Annotated in this window: 17 protein-coding genes and 3 pseudogenes; 7 read left to right on the top strand and 13 right to left on the bottom strand. The window is 51.7% G+C overall.

The annotated features are described in order from the left end of the window. Positions 1–2: 2 nt before the first annotated feature. Complete coding sequence (locus tag LJN55_RS21315; RefSeq protein ID WP_200643830.1) at positions 3–1259, bottom strand: MATE family efflux transporter; 1257 nt, start codon at positions 1257–1259, stop codon at positions 3–5. Positions 1260–1805: 546 nt separating this feature from the next. Here LJN55_RS21315 and LJN55_RS21320 point away from each other — a divergent pair. After that, positions 1806–2201, top strand: a complete 396-nt coding sequence (locus LJN55_RS21320; protein WP_133842654.1) for a transposase — start codon at positions 1806–1808, stop codon at positions 2199–2201. Positions 2202–3062: 861 nt separating this feature from the next. On the opposite strand, the gene LJN55_RS21325 is transcribed toward LJN55_RS21320, so the two are convergent. The 3 genes from LJN55_RS21325 to gstA form a co-directional block, all read right to left on the bottom strand. Continuing rightward, on the bottom strand, positions 3063–4025 hold the full coding sequence (locus LJN55_RS21325) for a DMT family transporter (protein WP_227535238.1): 963 nt from the start codon (positions 4023–4025) through the stop codon (positions 3063–3065). A gap of 69 nt (positions 4026–4094) precedes the next feature. Continuing rightward, positions 4095–4928, bottom strand: coding sequence for an AraC family transcriptional regulator (locus LJN55_RS21330; RefSeq protein WP_227535240.1), 834 nt, complete (start codon positions 4926–4928; stop codon positions 4095–4097). A 68-nt stretch (positions 4929–4996) separates the two neighbouring features. Beyond that, positions 4997–5602 (bottom strand): glutathione transferase GstA, encoded by a 606-nt coding sequence (gene gstA / locus LJN55_RS21335; RefSeq protein ID WP_227535241.1) that lies wholly within the window; start codon positions 5600–5602, stop codon positions 4997–4999. A 214-nt stretch (positions 5603–5816) separates the two neighbouring features. Between gstA and LJN55_RS21340 the strand changes: the two genes are divergently transcribed. Then, positions 5817–6749 (top strand): VirK/YbjX family protein, encoded by a 933-nt coding sequence (locus LJN55_RS21340; RefSeq protein ID WP_227535242.1) that lies wholly within the window; start codon positions 5817–5819, stop codon positions 6747–6749. 6 nt (positions 6750–6755) lie between these two features. On the opposite strand, the gene LJN55_RS21345 is transcribed toward LJN55_RS21340, so the two are convergent. Next, a complete protein-coding gene (locus LJN55_RS21345) occupies positions 6756–7202 on the bottom strand; it encodes a DUF3828 domain-containing protein (protein ID WP_200643835.1) in 447 nt (148 codons plus the stop codon). Positions 7203–7393: 191 nt separating this feature from the next. Then, positions 7394–9085, bottom strand: coding sequence for a D-lactate dehydrogenase (gene dld, locus LJN55_RS21350; RefSeq protein ID WP_227535243.1), 1692 nt, complete (start codon positions 9083–9085; stop codon positions 7394–7396). Positions 9086–9550: 465 nt separating this feature from the next. On the opposite strand from dld, the gene LJN55_RS21355 reads away from it, so the two are divergent. Then, positions 9551–10939: an amino acid permease gene (locus LJN55_RS21355; RefSeq protein WP_200643837.1), complete on the top strand. Its 1389-nt coding sequence runs from the start codon at positions 9551–9553 to the stop codon at positions 10937–10939. A gap of 64 nt (positions 10940–11003) precedes the next feature. On the opposite strand, the gene gdhA is transcribed toward LJN55_RS21355, so the two are convergent. Beyond that, positions 11004–12347, bottom strand: coding sequence for an NADP-specific glutamate dehydrogenase (gene gdhA, locus LJN55_RS21360; RefSeq protein WP_133842670.1), 1344 nt, complete (start codon positions 12345–12347; stop codon positions 11004–11006). Positions 12348–12844: 497 nt separating this feature from the next. On the opposite strand from gdhA, the gene LJN55_RS21365 reads away from it, so the two are divergent. Together LJN55_RS21365 and LJN55_RS21370 are read left to right on the top strand one after the other, a co-directional pair. Then, complete coding sequence (locus LJN55_RS21365; protein ID WP_133842754.1) at positions 12845–13759, top strand: lipid kinase; 915 nt, start codon at positions 12845–12847, stop codon at positions 13757–13759. Positions 13760–13773: 14 nt separating this feature from the next. Beyond that, entirely contained in the window at positions 13774–14094 is a 321-nt protein-coding gene (locus LJN55_RS21370; RefSeq protein ID WP_133842672.1) for a hypothetical protein, read from the top strand. 83 nt (positions 14095–14177) lie between these two features. Here LJN55_RS21370 and LJN55_RS21375 read toward each other — a convergent pair. Next, a pseudogene (locus LJN55_RS21375) lies at positions 14178–14441 on the bottom strand (hemagglutinin repeat-containing protein); the annotation flags it as partial. Positions 14442–14573: 132 nt separating this feature from the next. Here LJN55_RS21375 and LJN55_RS21380 point away from each other — a divergent pair. Then, positions 14574–14735 (top strand): SymE family type I addiction module toxin, encoded by a 162-nt coding sequence (locus LJN55_RS21380; protein ID WP_265105982.1) that lies wholly within the window; start codon positions 14574–14576, stop codon positions 14733–14735. A gap of 45 nt (positions 14736–14780) precedes the next feature. On the opposite strand, the gene LJN55_RS21385 is transcribed toward LJN55_RS21380, so the two are convergent. The 4 genes and pseudogenes from LJN55_RS21385 to LJN55_RS21405 all read right to left on the bottom strand — a co-directional run bounded on the left by LJN55_RS21385 (position 14781) and on the right by LJN55_RS21405 (position 17044). Next, positions 14781–15164, bottom strand: a complete 384-nt coding sequence (locus LJN55_RS21385) for a CDI toxin immunity protein (protein ID WP_212813390.1) — start codon at positions 15162–15164, stop codon at positions 14781–14783. 5 nt (positions 15165–15169) lie between these two features. After that, positions 15170–15622, bottom strand: a pseudogene (locus tag LJN55_RS24100) (hypothetical protein); the annotation flags it as partial. Between the two features lie 289 nt (positions 15623–15911). Then, positions 15912–16277 (bottom strand): hypothetical protein, encoded by a 366-nt coding sequence (locus LJN55_RS21400; RefSeq protein WP_133842690.1) that lies wholly within the window; start codon positions 16275–16277, stop codon positions 15912–15914. Beyond that, on the bottom strand, positions 16274–17044 hold the full coding sequence (locus LJN55_RS21405) for a hypothetical protein (RefSeq protein ID WP_227535246.1): 771 nt from the start codon (positions 17042–17044) through the stop codon (positions 16274–16276). The genes LJN55_RS21400 and LJN55_RS21405 overlap by 4 nt, the downstream gene beginning before the upstream one ends. A 3-nt stretch (positions 17045–17047) precedes the next feature. On the opposite strand from LJN55_RS21405, the pseudogene LJN55_RS21410 reads away from it, so the two are divergent. Continuing rightward, positions 17048–17230: pseudogene (locus LJN55_RS21410) on the top strand (hypothetical protein); the annotation flags it as partial. A 38-nt stretch (positions 17231–17268) separates the two neighbouring features. Here the strand turns inward: LJN55_RS21410 and LJN55_RS21415 are convergent. Next, positions 17269–17706 carry a hypothetical protein gene (locus LJN55_RS21415; protein WP_133842692.1) on the bottom strand — a complete coding sequence of 146 codons (438 nt, stop codon included), beginning with the start codon at positions 17704–17706 and terminating at the stop codon, positions 17269–17271. Between the last annotated feature and the right edge of the window lie 2 nt (positions 17707–17708).

The raw sequence follows: 17708 nt of genomic DNA on the forward strand, positions 1-17708 counted from the left end.
CCTCATCTGTAGGTTTTGTAGTTGAGTGAGGAAAGCTGTATTTTAAGAATGACGCCATTCTTAAAGAAATAATTCATTATCGTCAGGGACAGGAGTTCGGTGATAAACACGCTCCAGGCTGCGCCTGTTAATCCCCAGGAATGGATAAAGAAGTAAGATGTTGCCAGACCAATAACGACCAGCAGAATCACTTTCACCAGTAAGTAATTGAAACCACCCTCTTTCACCATGTAGCGATACGCTACGGTCCCCATTGCCGAAAAGCAGGTTGCTAACGACAACAACGTAATGAGGTTTCCCGATTGTGTGTAATCTTGCCCATACAGGCTGTTAATGATCCTGTCACCAAATAGCGTGACAACGGAGAGCATCAAAAGTGAAACTGCCATAACATAGCCATTAAGCCGTGAAGCCAGTTTTACTGCCACATCCGCACGTTCCCTGAAAATTTCAGAGAAACAGGATGTAATGATCGCCACCGGAATAAAAATCCATGAGGCGGAAATGGTGTTCGCTGCGGTAAACAGGCCAAGGTCCTGGGCCGAACTCACCCCAATAAGAAAGAACTGTGCGGTCTTCACCTGAACGGCGATAAAGACGCTGGAAATCGCCAGCGGCAGCCCCGCATGCAGTAAATAACGCAGATAATTCTTACGCTTATGTCGCGGCGGTGGGCTGATAGTGTTGGTCTGATAAAAGCGACTGCGCTTAATCAGGTAGGGTACCAGCGTGACGGCGACAATGGACAGGGACAACCACAGCGGGCTGAGCTTGCACCAGGCAACAGTAAAACTGATGGCAAAACTCAATATCATGCCGGTGGCATTCGCAACCGTATTCATTCGCGATTCAAGACGGGCGTTATTGTAAACGCTAAAAATATCCTGGGTCACAAACATGGCGGAAAGAAATGATGCCATGGCAAACACAATAAAGTTCTCGCGCATCGTTAGCCACACGTAGAGCAATACGGGCAATGACAGCGCCAGTAATAATGTCAGGCGCAATGATTTTGCCACCGCCATCAGGCGCATTCCTTTTGGCGTGCTTTTACTGATGCTTTTAAAAAGAATTGTTTCTGTGCCAAAAATGGCAATAGTCTGAATAATTGAAAACAGTGAGGCAGAAAATGCTATTTGCCCGAATATAACCGGGCCGAAAGATTTAGCCACATAAGAGGTGACAAAAATTACACCAAAAACCGACACCACTTTCTCGGACATCATCCAGGCGGCATTAGACATCACACTGTATTTCATCGAAGCATCCTTTGTGTTTCCAACCAGCTAAAACCTCAAACCAACACATCCGTGTCCACAACTGATTCAATAACGCACAGTAGACCCCTGGCGAGAACGCAGAAAAAGAAAATAATATTGTCCAGGCATAGTTGTGCCTTTTATTTTTAAGAGACTGTTTTTTAACCTGAACAGACAATCCTGCCTGCATTTATGGTTTAATCTGGCCTTATTTTAAGTGTGATCTAATTCACATGTCCTTTTGACCGGGATTAAAGTTAGCACACTTTTTTTACCTTTCCCGTTGGAGTTATCCTAATTACAACGTGGCCTTGAACTGGCATGAGACGAATCTATATCAAAAAAACCAATATCGAAAGCTATCAAAACCCTTTTGAAATAAAATAGGAGAAATCCCATGATGTTATTTCTTCATAATCCCTTAACTTAAAGCTTGCCATTCCAATCGCGTACTTTGAAACACTGCGCTAATATCAGTACAAAACAGATCCATTGATTAATGCAGTCATTCTCATCCCATTATTGTTAAGAAAGGTAATAGCATTCATGAGAAAGTCACGATATACCGAAGAGCAAATCACCAGCGCCATTAAAGCTTCTGAAAATGGTATCAAGGTGAAAGAAATCTGTGACGAACTGGGCATTTCTGAAGCAACTTTCTACAGTTGGAAAAAGAAATACGCCGGATTGTCCTCAGAAGAAGGAAGGAAAATCAAAGAATTAGAAGAGAAGGTCCACCATATGGAACGTGAGCTCCAGTCGCTGTCATCAGACAAAGAGATGCTACAAAGCGTGCTGAAAAACTTTTTCACCACGAATGACAAACGGCAAGCCGTTAATTTCTTACAGGATACGTTCGACATTGGAACGCGCCGTAGCTGTCGTCTGCTGGATATCAGCCGCAGTGTTTACCATTATCCCTACAATCTTGAAAATCAGTAATTGCTCACCGGCGGTCAAAGTCAGGTGTAATAGTACCAAAATAAAATATTCTCAACGCTTATTGAAAAGTTCAGATCGATTTTTTGATGCGGAATTTGACTGATGAGTTAATTGTCATCCCGCTCTATTATTTGGCTGTAACTTATCCAGGCACCAGCTAAAATCTCAATAGCATCAAGGCTTTCAATGCGCGTTTATCTTTGCAGGCAAAGATAAACGCGCCTTAAGTTAATGCGTCTTTTGTAAAAATCTCCCTCAAGAATTGAGAAAAATCGTTAGCCTCGGTGATCATTCTCTTTTTTATAATGGCTTCTCATTCTCATCGATCACTAATGAATAGCCGGAGAGTGCTGGATTGCGACACCCGCGCTCAGCGCGCCACAAAGCGCAATAAGTCAGAAGCAGCGCAGATGTTCATACGGTAAACAGATTAAACTCATTTATCTTTTATCAGAATACCCCTCCCCCTGTGACCGTTGAATGATGCTTCAACTTATCATTAGCGCCTCTTTCTCTTTCGTCTCACTGTCATAATCGACGATTTTTTATTCACATTATTCGAGTTAATACTGGTCTGAACTGGGAAAAGTCGTCTCAAAAATGGAGGTTTTTGCATTGAGTAGGGGGGGTTTACTGTACAAAAAAAAGCGATATGTGGATTAGCGATAATTCTCATAGCCGAACAATCCCTGCTTATGGCAGGCAATCCGCTGAGTTGATGATAAATAAAGCAGGGTGGATGAGCGTTAAAAGGTGATATTGCTCACATTATTGCGATGAAATGACGAAATGTCGGGCCAGCCGGGGCCCTGACCCGCACCTGACTGAAGATGCTCGCTATCAGTCAGGCTGCCCGCGTTTTTATCCACGAATTTTCAATGGCTTTACGACCGCTTCTGGCTTGATACGCATAGCACTGACGACCCCCACCATCAGGCACAAGATGCCACATAGCGTCAGCAGTGGCGGCCATGACTGGCGCAACAGGAAGGTGTAAGCCAGCCCGGCGAGGATTTCAAACACAATCAGCGGACCCACTAAGACTGTGGGTAAGCGCTGGCTCGCTTCATTCCAGCACAGCGTCCCCAGCCAGGAGCAGAACAGCGCAATCGCCAGCATCAGCGCAATAAAGACCGCCGGGCGCGGGCCAAACGGGAGCGCAAACGAAACATCGCTAACATGCAGTTGCCCCATGACCAGCAAATACCCGACCAGCGCCAGCGGCAGCGTCACCAGCCCCTGCGCAGTGGCCCAGGTGGCAGGACGAATCGCATGCTGGCGTAGCCAGCGGGCATTGCGCAGCGGATACCATGTCCAGCACACCACCGCAGTAAAGGCCAGCGCCATTCCACTCAGATAGCGCCACATGTCCACCGGATGCGTGGCGCCCGTCAGTTCCGCCACATTCACGCACACCAGCCCGACGACGATCAATAACAGGGCCGGAAATAACTTACCCCAGCGCAGATGCCCTTCATCGCCGCCGTAAAACAGATTGGCACTGACCGAGATCACCACTGGCAACGTACCGATAATCATGGTCGATATCGGTGCGCCAGTACGCTGGATCGCTGTTGCCAGACAAGCGTAATAGAGCAGGTTGCCGACCAGCGTCAGTTTGAAAGCCTCCCGCCAGTCACGGCGGGTCAGCGCCGCCAGACGATGGCGATCCTGCCAGGCCAGCGGCAGCGCAATCAGACCAAAGGCCAGATAGCGGCCCATCGACTGCAGCGTCCCAGGATACTCAGGCACCAGCAGCGGCCCGACAAAAATCAGCCCCCACATCAACCCGGCGCTCAGTGCAAATAAAATACCCGATAACATCGTCTACTCCAGACAGAGAAAACACCATTATGGGAAAAACGGAGGTCAGGAGATTGTAGCAAATTGCGGTCAGCGCAACGCGGCACGTACCTGTTTCTGATAGCGCGACGGCGTGATGCCATAGCGCCCGGCAAAACTGCGCGTCAGATGCGCCTGGTCGGTCAGCCCCACAGCCGCGGCCACCTCTGCCGCAGGCAGCCCGGCCCTCAGCAGCTGGCTGGCCTGATACAACCGGAACGCCATCAGCATCTGGTGCGGGGTCACATGATAGTGCGCTTTGAACTGCCGCTGGAAATGGTAAGGGCTGAGAGACACCAGCGCCGCCAGCGTGTCCAGGGTAATACGTTCGCTGAAATGGGCACGCAGATAGTCGCGCACCTGATCGAAACGGTGGCGGGGTTCAGCCGCTAAGGGCCGCGCAATGCGGGCATGAGGACGCAACAGATCGCACAGCGTGAGCAGCAGGCCATCCGTCGTCAGCGGATCGTCGGTCTGCCACAGGTTTTCCAGCAACCGTGAGAGCTGTGCTGCGCGCTGCGGATCATGGCAGACCGCCTGCTCAAACCACCAGCCCGTTTCCCCGGTTAAGGCAGCAAGGCGCTGAGGTTCAATATAGATCATGCGGTATTGCCATCCGCCCTCCGTGGCGGATTCCCCCGTGTGTAACTCATCGGGATTCATCAAGACCAGCGAGTCAACGGGCGCCACATGCTGCACCCCGCGATAACGGAAACGCTCGGCACCCCGATCGATAGTCCCGATGCCGAACGCTTCATGCGTGTGAGGTTCAAACGCGTAGCGGGTGATATGGGCGCGATACAGTTCGACGCCCTGCTGCCCGGAAAGATGGCGGAAGCTGGCACGATCCTGCTCATAGCTGAACTGCTCAGGAACCCCTTCCACAGCCGACTCCGTTAAGAAAATGATGAGGGTGCCAGCTTACGATCTTTACCCGCAGCGATCCAGATGCCTTAGATCAGGCCTTCGGCTTTCAGTGCTCGCTGTACCGCAGGGCGTGCTGCCACGCGGCCTGCAAACGCCTGCAGCTCAGGCCAGCTGTCGAGCGAGAAGCCCACCACTTTGCTCCAGCTCAGCACGGTAAACAGATAACCATCTGCCACGGTGAACTGCTCACCCTGGAGCCAGGTTTTCCCGGCCAGTGCAGAAGAGAGCCAGTCGAGGCGTTTATTGAGTGTCGCCACGGTCGCCTGCTTCCAGTCAGGGGTCTGGGCCGGGTTAAACAACGCACCCATTGGCTTATGCAGTTCCGTTGAGATAAAGCTCAGCCACTCAAGCACTTTGTAACGTTCCGCGGTACCCGCCGCCGGGATCAGGCCTGCTTCCGGTTTCAGGTCGGCCACATACTGCGCAATCACCGTACCTTCTGTCAGCAGGCTGCCATCATCCAGCAGCAGTGCAGGAATGTAGCCTTTGCTGTTAATGGTCGTGAAGTCAGCGCCGGTTTCGGTTTTTTTCGTTTTAAGATCAACCTTTTCCAGCGTGAACGTTGCCCCAACTTCTTCAAGCGCGATATGCGGGGAGAGCGAGCAGGCACCTGGGGTATAGAACAATTTCATCAGACTTATTCCTTGTTGATTAGAGAGCGTCAGAGTACGCGAGCCAGTCTACGCCGCCTTTAGCGGTTGATGCCACGCATGCACACAAATCCTGAAGATTAAACGCAAGCCAAACGGCCGCATGGTTGCCTGAAGCATTCCACAGGCATTGACTTACCATTGATTATCGCCGTGGTTGAATACGTTTTTCTTACACCAGGTCGGATAACACATCATGTCAGAAACGTTGACGCTTACGCGCCCGGAGAACGGGTTATCGCTGTTCCAGCACCTGCTTAACGGCAGAATGCTCCCAGGCCCGATCTGGCACAGTACCGCCTGGCGGACCAAATTTTTACTGCGCTCACTGGCCTTTCCTCTGGCCACTCTCCAGCACATGCAGCAGATTGCCACCCTGCCCGTGATGCAGGATGCGCTGCATCTGCAGCCGACCTTGCCCAATAAGATCCACCGGCCTTATCTGCACCTCGGTCTGTCTGCGGGCCAGCGGGTGCAGGTACTGAGCCAGCACTACCGTTTTGTGCAACAGATCCCTTCCCAGGCATTACGCCATGCCATGCTCTCATCACACCCCACCACACTGGCCAGCTTCAGTGGCAAAGAGGGCGAGCATTTTCAGCTCACGCTGACCTGTAATGGCCGCTGCGAGCGTGAGGGTGAAGTGAATATGATGCTGCATGGCGATGGGACGCTGCTGGCGATACTGACGTTCGTCATCGTTGAACGTGACAGCCTGCCGGTGCTGTTGATCGGGGGAATACAGGGCGCACACAGCGATACGCCCCATACGCTGATCCGCTCAGCAACCAAATCCTGTTATGGGCTATTCCCGAAACGTGTCCTGCTGGAAGGGGTATCACTGCTGGCACGGGGCATGGGTATCAGCGCCATTCAGGCCGTCAGCGATCGCGGCCATACGTATCGCAGCCTGCGTTATCGCTTTAAAAAGAAGGCCGTGTTTGTCGCCAGTTATGATGAGTTCTGGCAGTCACTGGATGGCGTGCCACTTTGCCGTCGCCTCTGGCAACTGCCGCTGGCGTTCAGCCAGAAAACGATGGAAGAGATCCCCAGTAAAAAACGTGCGGAGTATCGCCGCCGCTATGGGCTAATGGAGAGCCTCAACGAGCAGTTTATGCGCCTGCACTGAGTGGGATCAGGGGGCAGAAGGGGCTTCCTGTTCAACGTCATCAATCTTCCAACCATCGTGATCCTGCACCAGCGTGACCAGCAGATGCTGCTGGTCAGCAGGGTCACGCCCGAGGGTGACATCGCCGGAAGCCCGGTTACCGTTTAGCGTAAATCGGCTGACGCTGACATTGTTGACCCAGCTGTCGCTGTAGTCTTGATCCTGGAGAAAATAATCATCGTCCATACCGTCCGGGCTTTTGATCAGCAGATTGATTTTTTTCAGCAGCCGCTCAGTAACATACTCATTTAATAACGGGTCGTGTTCATCAATCGGGCTTTCTTCTTTGTTCAGCGCCGCCAGATACCAGCTGTAAAAGGCCAGGCTGGTGCTCTGGGGATCGTCGTTATGCGCTGCCGCCGCTGCCTGAAAAGCAACGAAAGACACCACCAGCATCAGCAACCACTTTTTCATGCAAACCATCCCGGATAACACCGCTATTCATTTCTGCCACCTGTACGCCGACAGGGCGCCAGTGATTGTATTGAATTTATCCGGCTAAGCCAGCGTCTTCCCCCACACTTTGCCTGCTTTTTTAGTAACTGTTTATCGCAGTGATACGTTTGCACTCAGCCTGCTACACAGGCAGGCTGAGTGCAGCATTGTCATGCCCAGTGCTTCTTCTTACTTGTTTTGCCAATACCCGGGTTGCAGGTGTTGGTCGGGTCGAGCTGATGGAAGTGATGCTGATGCTCGTCGGAGGCGTGGTAAAGATGGCCAATATTGTGCTCGGCCGGGTATTTTGCCCCGCGCTGATCCAGATACGCCAGCACCGCCGCTTTAAACTGCGCGCCATCGACGCCAGGTTTCAAAATGTAGTCCTGGTGATTGACCAGACAGAAGAAGTGGCCACAGCAGGAGTCTTCCAGTACCTGAGCCTGCAACTCTGGCGGCAGGCGGATCAGCCACTGATCGTCATTACGGCGCAACGCCACATCAAAGGCAATCAGCCTGTCGTCGGTATTGATGCCAGCATAGTCACAGTAGAACACCGTGCAGGCCCCCACGCCAAAACGCACCAGGAAGGCATCCTTCTGTTCCTCTTCAGTACAGTGGAACCATTCCCCATTGCGCGTGGCGAAGAATGCGGTCAGCAGGCGACTCATCGACGCAACTTCATCATGGGCCAGTTTTATCATCAGATGATGTTCATAGCGGCGATGATACGAGAGCAGACGCGGTGCCACGGTAGAAGGCGTGATGCGGTTACCCCACTGGATCAGCCGATCGAGGGTGTTATGCGGCAGTAGCCGGAGTTTTCTCAACCGCGCATCCCAGCGTGCTTTTTTTGCCATCAGCCCCGGCAGCGCTGCGGGCCCGAGGCGCTTAATCGACAGGAACATATGACGCGCATAGCGCAGGGTCAGCCGGAAAGCGTTGCGGTGGATATACTCAGCCTGAATCGGCAGCGTCTCAAGATTTTCAATCAGATAGCGACGCAGATCGAGCAGCACCTGCTCATCGTTGGTGCCAATATAGAAGGTGTCTTCCTGCGGGGTAGCGTCGAAGGTGGCAAGGCGCACGGCAAAGACGATCACTTTTCCGGCGCAGCCCGCGCTGTCATGCAGATAGTGCGGATTGCCATTAAAACGCGTCGGGGTGGTGGCATCCACATCTTTGATCACCGTCGCGTAGTCATCGGCCCAGATTTTTCCTTCCCAGTCCGGGGCGGTGCCGGTGGTGTACTCGCCTGCTTCCAGTCGGGTGATCATCTCTTCCGGGGTCTTCCCCAGCTCGATGCCCAGATGGTTGATCAGATGCAGCTGCCCGTCGTCGCTAATCTGCGCAAACAGGGACTTTTCGGTAAACGCCGGGCCGCGTTGTAACAGCGATCCCCCAGAGTTATTACAGATGCCACCGACCACCGATGCGCCGATACAGGAGGAACCGATCACGGAATGCGGTTCTTTGTTCCATGGTTTCAGGCTGGTTTCCAGCTCGGTCAGCGTGCTGCCGGGGAACGCGATAATCTGCTGTGCGTTATCGATCACCTGCACGCCCTTGATTTTGCGGGTGCTGACAATCACCACCGGGCGGTCATAGTCATCACCGTGCGGCGTGGAGCCACCGGTCACCCCGGTGTTAGAAGCCTGCATCAGGATGATGATGTCATTTTGCTGGCACACCTTGAGCACCTGCCACAGTTGTAGCAGCGTTTCCGGCAGCACAACGGCCAGCGCATCACCCTGGCCCACGCGGAAGCCTTTGCAGTAATACGCTTTTTGATAACTGTCGGTGATCAGATTGTCCGGGCCGACCTGGTCGCCCAGTTGTTGCAGGATCAGAGTGTGTTGCATGTTATGACTGCCTCTCCATAGCGCATTTTTTTAGCAGCGGGGATTGTACCTGAGGGGTCCGAGTCTGGGCCAGCATGAAAGGGTGAAATTCTGTCATGCTGGGATGTCCGCCCCATATCGTCGCTCAAAAGCATACAAAACGATTTTGTCCACAACGAAGAATTTTTTACTCCCCTTCCTCGCGCCCTTTGATGAATAAATAGTTAGTTTTTTTCTGGCTGATAGGAAAAACCATTCTATGCAATTCTTATGCGCTATTTATGCATACAGAAAACTTTTCCCCTGTTTTTCAGAAACTTGAATGTGATCAAAAAGTGAATAATTACGGACTTTGATGTGTTGACTTTGTTACAACGCAGCGCGAGCATGTGGACCACTTTCCGAATCCATCAGAACGTAACTCCCTGATAATACTATGGGGAAGGGGTGGTTTTGCCTGCGACTCATCAATGTTGAGAGGATGCGATGTCTGACCAAATGGATACACAGCAAAACCTGCATCGCGGCCTCAGTTCGCGCCATATCCAGCTGATCTCGCTGGGCGGCGCAATTGGCACCGGGTTGTTTATGGGGGCAGGCAAAACCATCGCGGTCTCCGGCACCTCGATCCTGATCACCTATGTGGTGGTGGGCTTCTTTATGTATATGGTGATGCGCGCGATGGGTGAGCTGCTGCTCACCCGGCTGGATTACCGTTCATTTGCCGATTTTGTTTCCGACTACCTCGGCCCGAAGGCCAGCTTCTTCCTTGGCTGGTCTTACTGGCTCAGCTGGGTGGTGACCTGCATTGCCGACGTGGTGGTGTGCGGCGGGTATATGCAGTTCTGGCTGCCCGAGCTGTCGCCGTGGATCCCGGCGCTGCTGACCCTGGGGCTGCTGTGTCTGTTTAATTTGCTGTCGGTGAAGATGTTTGGCGAGGCCGAGTTCTGGTTTGCGATTATTAAGGTGATCGCCATTATCGCGCTGATTGTTACCGGCATCTGGATGATTGGCAGCGGCTGGACATCGCCGGATGGCGTCACCGCCTCACTGCATAATCTCAGCGACCCGGCGGTGTTTATGCCGCACGGAATCGTGGGCTTCTTTGCCGGTTTTCAGATCGCGATTTTCTCTTATACCGGCATTGAGCTGTTGGGCACCATGAGTGCCGAAACTAAGTCGCCGGAGAAGGTGTTGCCGAAAGCCATCCGGGCAATCCCGCTGCGCATTATTATCTTCTATGTGCTGTCGATGGTGGTGATCATCGCCGTCACCTCCTGGCAGCATATCTCACCGGATACCAGCCCGTTCGTTACGCTGTTTGCTAAAGCCGGGCTGCCTGCTGCCGCGGCTGTGATTAACTTTGTGGCGCTGACGTCGGCGATGTCTTCCGCCAACAGCGGCGTCTATTCCAGCACGCGTATGCTGTACGGCCTGTCAGTGGAGCAGCACGCCCACTGGCAGTTCCGCATTCTGTCGCGCACCACGCGCATTCCGGTTCGCAGCCTGCTGTTCTCCTGCTTCTGTATGTTAAGCGGCACGCTGCTGCTGTTCCTGGTGCCCAACGTGATGACGCTGTTCACCGTGGTGTCCACGCTGGCAGCGATACTGGTGATTTATACCTGGGGGATGATTCTGGTGGCGTACCTGGTGTACCGCAAACGCTGCCCGGAACTGCACCAGCAGTCGACGTTTAAGATGCCTGCAGGCGTTCTGATGAGCTGGATCACGCTGCTGTTCTTTCTGTTTTCACTGGTGGTCATGGTGTTTGACCGCGATACGCTAATGGCGCTGTGTGCGATGCCGCTGTGGTTTATTTTGCTGGCGTGGGTCTGGCGGGTGAAGCAACGGCGGGAACAGACAGCACTGGCATAAGGGTTATGCAGGGGCAGGATTCGGGGCGACCGCAAAAAGGGTCACCCCTACCAGGGACGGGACGTTACAACACGCCCTGTGCCAGCATCGCATCGGCCACTTTTACAAACCCGGCGATATTCGCGCCGTGCACGTAGTGGGTCTGCTTCCCTTCCCCGCCGTGCTCAACGCAGGCGTGGTGGATATCCAGCATGATATGTTGCAGACGAATGTCCACCTTCTCGGCTTTCCAGCTCAGACGCGCTGCGTTCTGTGCCATCTCCAGACCGGAAGTTGCCACACCGCCGGCATTCGCCGCTTTCCCTGGGGCAAACAACACACCCGCATCCAGGAACGCATCGGTCGCCTGAATCGTGGTCGGCATATTGGCGCCTTCGGCCACGGCTTTCACGCCATTAGCAATCAGCTGACGCGCCGCAGGCAGATCCAGCTCGTTCTGTGTAGCACAAGGTAAGGCGATATCTACCGGTACGCTCCACGGCTGCTGCCCGGCGAGGTAAACCAGCTGACGTTCGCGCGCATAGTCTTCCACGCTGCCGTAACGCACGTTTTTGATTTCAGCCAGATGTGCCAGCTTCTCAGGGGTAAACCCGGCTTCATCCACTACCGTGCCGCGAGAGTCAGACGCCGTCAGCACGCGTGCGCCCAGCTCCATCGCTTTTTCAATGGCGTACTGCGCCACGTTGCCCGCACCGGACACCGAGACCGTGCTGCCTTCAAAGCCCAGACCATGACGTTTTAACATCGCATCGGTGAAGTACACCAGACCGTAGCCGGTGGCTTCCGGGCGGATCAGGCTGCCGCCAAACGACAGACCTTTACCGGTAAACACGCAGGCCGTGTTGTTCGACAGCTTCTTCATCATCCCGGACATAAAGGCCACTTCACGGCCACCCACGCCGATATCGCCCGCAGGCACATCGGTATCCGGACCAAGGTGACGATACAGTTCGGTCATCAGCGCCTGGCAGAAACGCATGACTTCCGCGTTGCTTTTCCCTTTCGGATTGAAGTCAGAGCCGCCTTTCCCGCCGCCCATCGGCAACGTGGTCAGCGCATTTTTAAACGTCTGCTCAAACCCAAGGAATTTCAGGATCGACAGGTTGACTGACGGATGGAAACGCATTCCGCCTTTATACGGGCCAATCGAAGAACTGAACTGCACGCGCCATGCGCGATTCACCTGTACCTGACCTTTGTCATCCGTCCAGGCCACGCGGAACTGGATCACACGTTCCGGTTCCACCAGGCGTTCCAGCAGGCTCTGTTCCTGATATTGCGGGTTACGTTCCAGGAATGGCCACAGTGAGGTGAATACTTCGCGTACGGCTTGCAGGTATTCAGGCTGGTGCGGATCGCGCTGCTGAACGGAGGTGAGAAACGACTCCAGAGAGTGAAAAGCTGTCATGACGAATTCCTTGTGCGTAATGGTCTGACCCTGATGTTGTTATTGTTAGGGTAATCAGAGAGATGATGTTATGTCTCAGCGACTATATCATTGGCTTTGCGCTGTACAACAAAAAACTTATGACCTGCAAAACACAGGGTAATGAGGCCAATAAGGCGCCAGGCAGCGAAAACACTGAACGGAAGCGCAAAACCACGACGAACAGCCATAAGAAAAAGTTATTACAGGCCCGCATTTCATCAACGTTGATGATTAGAAGCGGTCAGAAGAGAGCAACGGAGAACAAAATAACCTGCTAAAACAGAAAATGAATATGACACTTTTATTACAACCATCAATCTCCGGCTATTTCCCCCGCAGTTTTATGTTTTATTTCACGAGCGCCGTCATTATTTATGTATAAATGTAAACTTAAGAAATGTGAGTTGCCTCATCGTAATCAGCTGTGATTCCATCGACCCTCCAGAAATTGTGCTCTGACGACCTGAGAAATAATGATGAACCATGATAATGATAATATTCAGGGAAAGCCGATCGCATTGTTACTGATTAATGAACATTCCCGGAATGGCAAAGCCAATAAACAGCAGGTGTTATCCCTGCTCAGCGCAGAGGGAATTCAGGTGGTTGAACCTGAAGCCAGCGACCGTCGCGACAGCAGCGAGATCATCCTCGACTACGCTGACCGCATCGATTTGGTGATTGTTGGCGGGGGCGATGGCAGCCTGAACGCTGCCGCGAAAGGGCTGATGCGCAGCGGCCTGCCGCTGGGTGTGTTGCCACTCGGCACCGCCAATGATTTCGCCCGCACCATCGGCATCACCAACGATTTGGCTCAGGCCGTGAAGGTGATCGCTGCCGGGCACCAGCGCCCTATCGACCTGGGTGAAGTGAACGGACACCTGTTTTTTAACGTCTCCAGCATCGGGTTTTCCGCCACGCTGGCCCACCATTTGACCGCTGAATCGAAGAAGCGCTGGGGGACTTTTGGCTACGCGCTGGCGGCCTTTAAACTGCTGAAACAGAGCCGCCCGTTCAGCGCCACGCTGGAGCATGACGGCATCACCGAGAAGGTCAAAACCGTGCAGGTTTCCGTGGGTAACGGCCGCTTTTACGGCGGCGGCATGACGGTGGAACAGAGTGCGGCACCTGACGATGGTCGCCTGGATGTTTACAGCCTGGAAGTGGCGCACTGGTGGGAGATGATCGCCCTGCTGCCCGCGCTGCGGCGCGGCACACACGGGCGCTGGCGTAAAGTGCGTACGCTATCCACCACCGCCATGACGCTCAGTACGCGGCGCCCTCATGATATTAACGCCGACGGTGAACTGATTGGGCAGACGCCTGCCCGGTTTGCCATCAAGGCACATGCCATTACTGTTTTTTCTCCGTCGCAAGCGACGTCGGTTTAATAAGGGTTATTTCTATGAACAAATTTGGCATTCTCGCATTAACCGCCATGATCACCTTAATTTCAGCCTGTGATGATGCAACCAAAGAAAATATTAAAGAAGAAGCCGATAAGCGCACAAGTAGCCTGGTGGAATCGGCACAAACGCAGTGGGATGAAACCCGTAAACAGGCAACGGATCTGGCCGATGCAAAAGTGGCGGAACTAAACGCTGCGCAGCCATTAGAAGAGGCGAAGAAAAAAATGAATGAGCTGGGTGAGATGAAGCTGTCTGACTTTATTTCGGGCGGCGGGGAAGAGAAAGAAGGTGAGGAAGCGGAGTCAGAGAATAACTGATTCTTGTCATCCTCTGAATTTCCTTCGCAATTTTACTTTGACGATACAGTGGTTTTTCACTGCTGCTTTGGTGGGTTAGGCCCCACCTTCTCGCCGCTCACCTGGGCACCGTGCAGCGTGGCGTCCCGCCCGCTGGTGATGCTCAGGTTGTTACCCGCGTTCACCGTGGTTTCGCTGTGCGTGGCCCCGTTGCCCGTCTCGCTGCCGCGCCCCTTGTTGACGCTGGCGTTGAGCGACAGCCCGTTGGCACCCTGACCAAAGTTTATCCCGCCGCCGACCGAGGCGCCTTGGCTCTCGTTCTTCCCGTCCAGGCTCTGCGTGTTCTCCGCCGAGACCAGGTTAACGTCCTAAATAACAAGAAATTAAACCGTGATCCATATCCGGGATTCACGTACTTTTGAACCCGTTCCTGTCACACATAAGGGGACTGGCTGGCAGAGGCGGGGTTTGCAACCGGCACGCCGGTTAACGTGCGGGTGATGAACGGTTCTCTGGTGCTGACGGCGGAAGTACCGCCACCGGAGCCGGAGGTGATACAGACCCTGCGCCAGCTCTGCCCGAAGCTCTCAGCCCGTAAACAGCGGGAACTGATGGACGTGATTCAGGTCATGGCGAAGCCGCAGAAGCGGGGCGCTGGCTGACTGTTAAAGCAAAAAACCCAGCCGCTTAGGGCTGGGATTATTTAATTATAAATTGTCAGATCTTAGCCCAACGCGAAAACTCTCTGATGGAAATAACGGCTGTATTATGATTTCATCGTTATAAATAAATAACTTTGGTGACAATGCTGTAACATCATAAACATTTTCCGCTATCAGCCTAATATTTGTCCTGAATAGTGGTATTTCTGCATCATCTGCTAAGACAAAGACGTCGTGTTTTTTTACTAAATTTGCGTTTAACAAATTATATAAATCATCATGATCACTATATTTCATCCCATCCCACAAAACTCCTCCGGCGGCAAGGGGATAATTATAAAGCATATCGATGGCCTTTCTTTCTTCGGCACCAATAACTATATTAAAATCAACAGCCAACGCTTCTTTGCATTCGTCAAATAAAGTCATTACCCCTACCTATTTAGCTGTTTCAATATAGTTTCAAAAGCTTTTTCATTACCTTCAAAAGGTATGACGGTTTTTACTGCTGTACCAGGGGCTTTACCTTTTGAGTAATCCCACATATTAATATGCGTCCCTTTCTCTGGATCATAATCCACACGCCAGCCTACCTTGCCATCGCTGGATTGACGACCAATAACCTTTCCATTACCAGCACTCACTTCCAATCGGCCAATAACAGGCTTTGAATCAGCCCCTAAATCACCAACCATATTTATGGCTTTATTTCTAGCAGTTTCCCAATTCTTTTCAGCTTTAAGTACCGTTTAAATACGGTTCCCGACTCCAGGGACTTTCTTACCTGGCAGCATAATACCTGCCAGCATCCCGCCTGTGGCTTCCAGCGCTGCCTGATTTTTCCCGGCCAGGTCGCTCATCGCTTTAGTGCAATAGCTATCACCCGCAGCACATGAAGCCAGCGCCATTGCTGCATCAGCAGCATAGTCCGCAGAACCTAATGCTGCATCACCGGTATCCGCAAGGGCATTGATAATGCCGTTCGCGATGGAAGACGTTGTACCTTCACCCAGCTTATCCCTGACCTGCTCTTTCCAGTGTTCAGCACTTTGCTTCACAGACTCCCGGGCTTTGTCACCGGCCAGTGAGTTATTCTCCACATAGCGAAACCGCAGAAGCGGGGTGCTGGCTGACTGTTAATGTTAAAATCCCGGCGCGGTGGCCGGGATTTGTGCTTTATCGCTTAGGATAATTGTAGTGCTCAGGAACCTGATAATTTTCTGGTATGTCAGGCCAACCATCTATCCTGATTAATAACGTTGCATCTTCTGCAATAGCATCAAAAAAACTAGATAAACTCATCGCGTGAGTTCTAATCTCTAAGAGAAAAGCTTTCATTGTAACTTCGTCATTACACCTACAAGCCTCTGAAAATAGACTAGTTTTAGATTGCAGAAGAGTTAACTGCTTGATTAGTTGACTCTCAAGAGAAGCATTATAATCAACAGCCATATCATCAATATCAACTGGTCCTGTTAATTTCTGGCTCAGTATCAATGGAAAGTTTTTCTTTATTTCATCAAGGAATGCGTAAGTTATCATTTTGGTAACTTCCTTCCATCTGCGATGGCTTTATCTATTTTTACTCGATTGTAAGAACCGTCAAGATTCAGAACGGCTTTGATATTCCTGTTTTTATCAAAAACTTCAATGTGGTTTTTGTGCATGCCATCCAGATAATATTTATCACCTTTAACTATATACCCTCCGACTTCACCTTTAGCTTGATACACACTTTGCCCATCGTACATCTGGCTGGTTTTCTGCGTTTTACCCTTCATTTGACTACCAAAACCTGGCTGCCTGAAGAACTCACCCATATTCCCAACAGCGCCCTGATTAGGCTGATGAGGCTGTTTATTAGCCTTACCCACAACGCCCAGTGCAGCCAGCGCCTTACCACCACCAACCGCAGCACCCAGCCCTATCGCTTCTACCGCTTCCTTACCGTTCAGCGCGACTTTGACGTAGTCCGGCATCGCCTGGTAAATCGCTCTGGCGTTGTCTTCATTCTCTGCCAGCACAAACCGATCAAGCTGTGCCAGGTCGTCACTGCTCAGGGCGGAGAACAGCGGCAGACGTTTCAGGCTGTTCGCAATATCAGAACCCGCAGCGGCTTCTGGCAATGCACCATTGGCACAGAATGGATTGCCGGAACAGCCTTCCGCTACCGCCTCTTCACGGTTCTTCTTGCTGACCTCCGCGTATTTCTCGTAGATATCCTTTTTGTTTGCACCGGTTTTATCCGCTTCCTCAAGCTCTTTATGCAGATTAAACACATCTTTTGAGCTGAGGAAGCTATTATCCACCGCATCGTGATCACCACCCAGGACACTCGCGAACTGTGGGGTTTCATCAAGGGCTTAAGCGTGGTGCCGATTAACCGCAGGAAGGTGGCGCAGTGGCTGAAGGAATTCCCGGGAGCGTTGCACAGCACCTGCGACGTGCCAAAGTTTAAGCGCAACAGCGGTTATCATGCACGGGAGTTGAAATAGTACAGGGAAGATCCCGCCTGATAAGGGCGGGATTCCGTTCAGTGATTAAGACTATTATAGAAGTCTAAAATACTTTTTATATCAGTGCTCCATTCCGATATTTTCATTCCATCTTCATCATGGGTAGTACGTTTTTCGATAAATTCGTTGATCTTGTCAGGAGTGAAATTATTACATTCATCCAAAAAAATAATATTATTTTGAATGTGAGCTGCGTCATCTTCAAAATAGACAACCCATGCAAAAACAAAATTCATTAACTTAGGTTCATACATTGAGACGGCTAACGCAGCATGATTTTTATTTTCCAACCCTTCCTTGAGTGATTTTAACCAGCTTTTTTTATAATCCTCTAAATTCCAATAGGTTAAAGGGATATTCATTGACTCTTTGAATCCGTCAATGACTATCGATGCAGGTAAAACGGACTCACCTTCTATAGTGGTCGGCATCTCTTCGGGAAATATACCAAACATAA

It is taken from the genome of Erwinia rhapontici, from assembly GCF_020683125.1.
Classification (GTDB): domain Bacteria; phylum Pseudomonadota; class Gammaproteobacteria; order Enterobacterales; family Enterobacteriaceae; genus Erwinia; species Erwinia rhapontici.

Excerpts from the sequence above, each read along its gene's own strand:
- LJN55_RS21315 (WP_200643830.1), bottom strand. The coding sequence starts at position 1,259 with ATGAAATACAGTGTGATGTCTAATGCCGCCTGGATGATGTCCGAGAAA.
- LJN55_RS21320 (WP_133842654.1), top strand. The coding sequence starts at position 1,806 with ATGAGAAAGTCACGATATACCGAAGAGCAAATCACCAGCGCCATTAAA.
- LJN55_RS21325 (WP_227535238.1), bottom strand. The coding sequence starts at position 4,025 with ATGTTATCGGGTATTTTATTTGCACTGAGCGCCGGGTTGATGTGGGGG.
- gstA (WP_227535241.1), bottom strand. The coding sequence starts at position 5,602 with ATGAAATTGTTCTATACCCCAGGTGCCTGCTCGCTCTCCCCGCATATC.
- LJN55_RS21340 (WP_227535242.1), top strand. The coding sequence starts at position 5,817 with ATGTCAGAAACGTTGACGCTTACGCGCCCGGAGAACGGGTTATCGCTG.
- LJN55_RS21345 (WP_200643835.1), bottom strand. The coding sequence starts at position 7,202 with ATGAAAAAGTGGTTGCTGATGCTGGTGGTGTCTTTCGTTGCTTTTCAG.
- dld (WP_227535243.1), bottom strand. The coding sequence starts at position 9,085 with ATGCAACACACTCTGATCCTGCAACAACTGGGCGACCAGGTCGGCCCG.
- LJN55_RS21355 (WP_200643837.1), top strand. The coding sequence starts at position 9,551 with ATGTCTGACCAAATGGATACACAGCAAAACCTGCATCGCGGCCTCAGT.
- gdhA (WP_133842670.1), bottom strand. The coding sequence starts at position 12,347 with ATGACAGCTTTTCACTCTCTGGAGTCGTTTCTCACCTCCGTTCAGCAG.
- LJN55_RS21365 (WP_133842754.1), top strand. The coding sequence starts at position 12,845 with ATGAACCATGATAATGATAATATTCAGGGAAAGCCGATCGCATTGTTA.
- LJN55_RS21370 (WP_133842672.1), top strand. The coding sequence starts at position 13,774 with ATGAACAAATTTGGCATTCTCGCATTAACCGCCATGATCACCTTAATT.
- LJN55_RS21380 (WP_265105982.1), top strand. The coding sequence starts at position 14,574 with ATGAACGGTTCTCTGGTGCTGACGGCGGAAGTACCGCCACCGGAGCCG.
- LJN55_RS21385 (WP_212813390.1), bottom strand. The coding sequence starts at position 15,164 with ATGACTTTATTTGACGAATGCAAAGAAGCGTTGGCTGTTGATTTTAAT.
- LJN55_RS21400 (WP_133842690.1), bottom strand. The coding sequence starts at position 16,277 with ATGATAACTTACGCATTCCTTGATGAAATAAAGAAAAACTTTCCATTG.
- LJN55_RS21415 (WP_133842692.1), bottom strand. The coding sequence starts at position 17,706 with ATGTTTGGTATATTTCCCGAAGAGATGCCGACCACTATAGAAGGTGAG.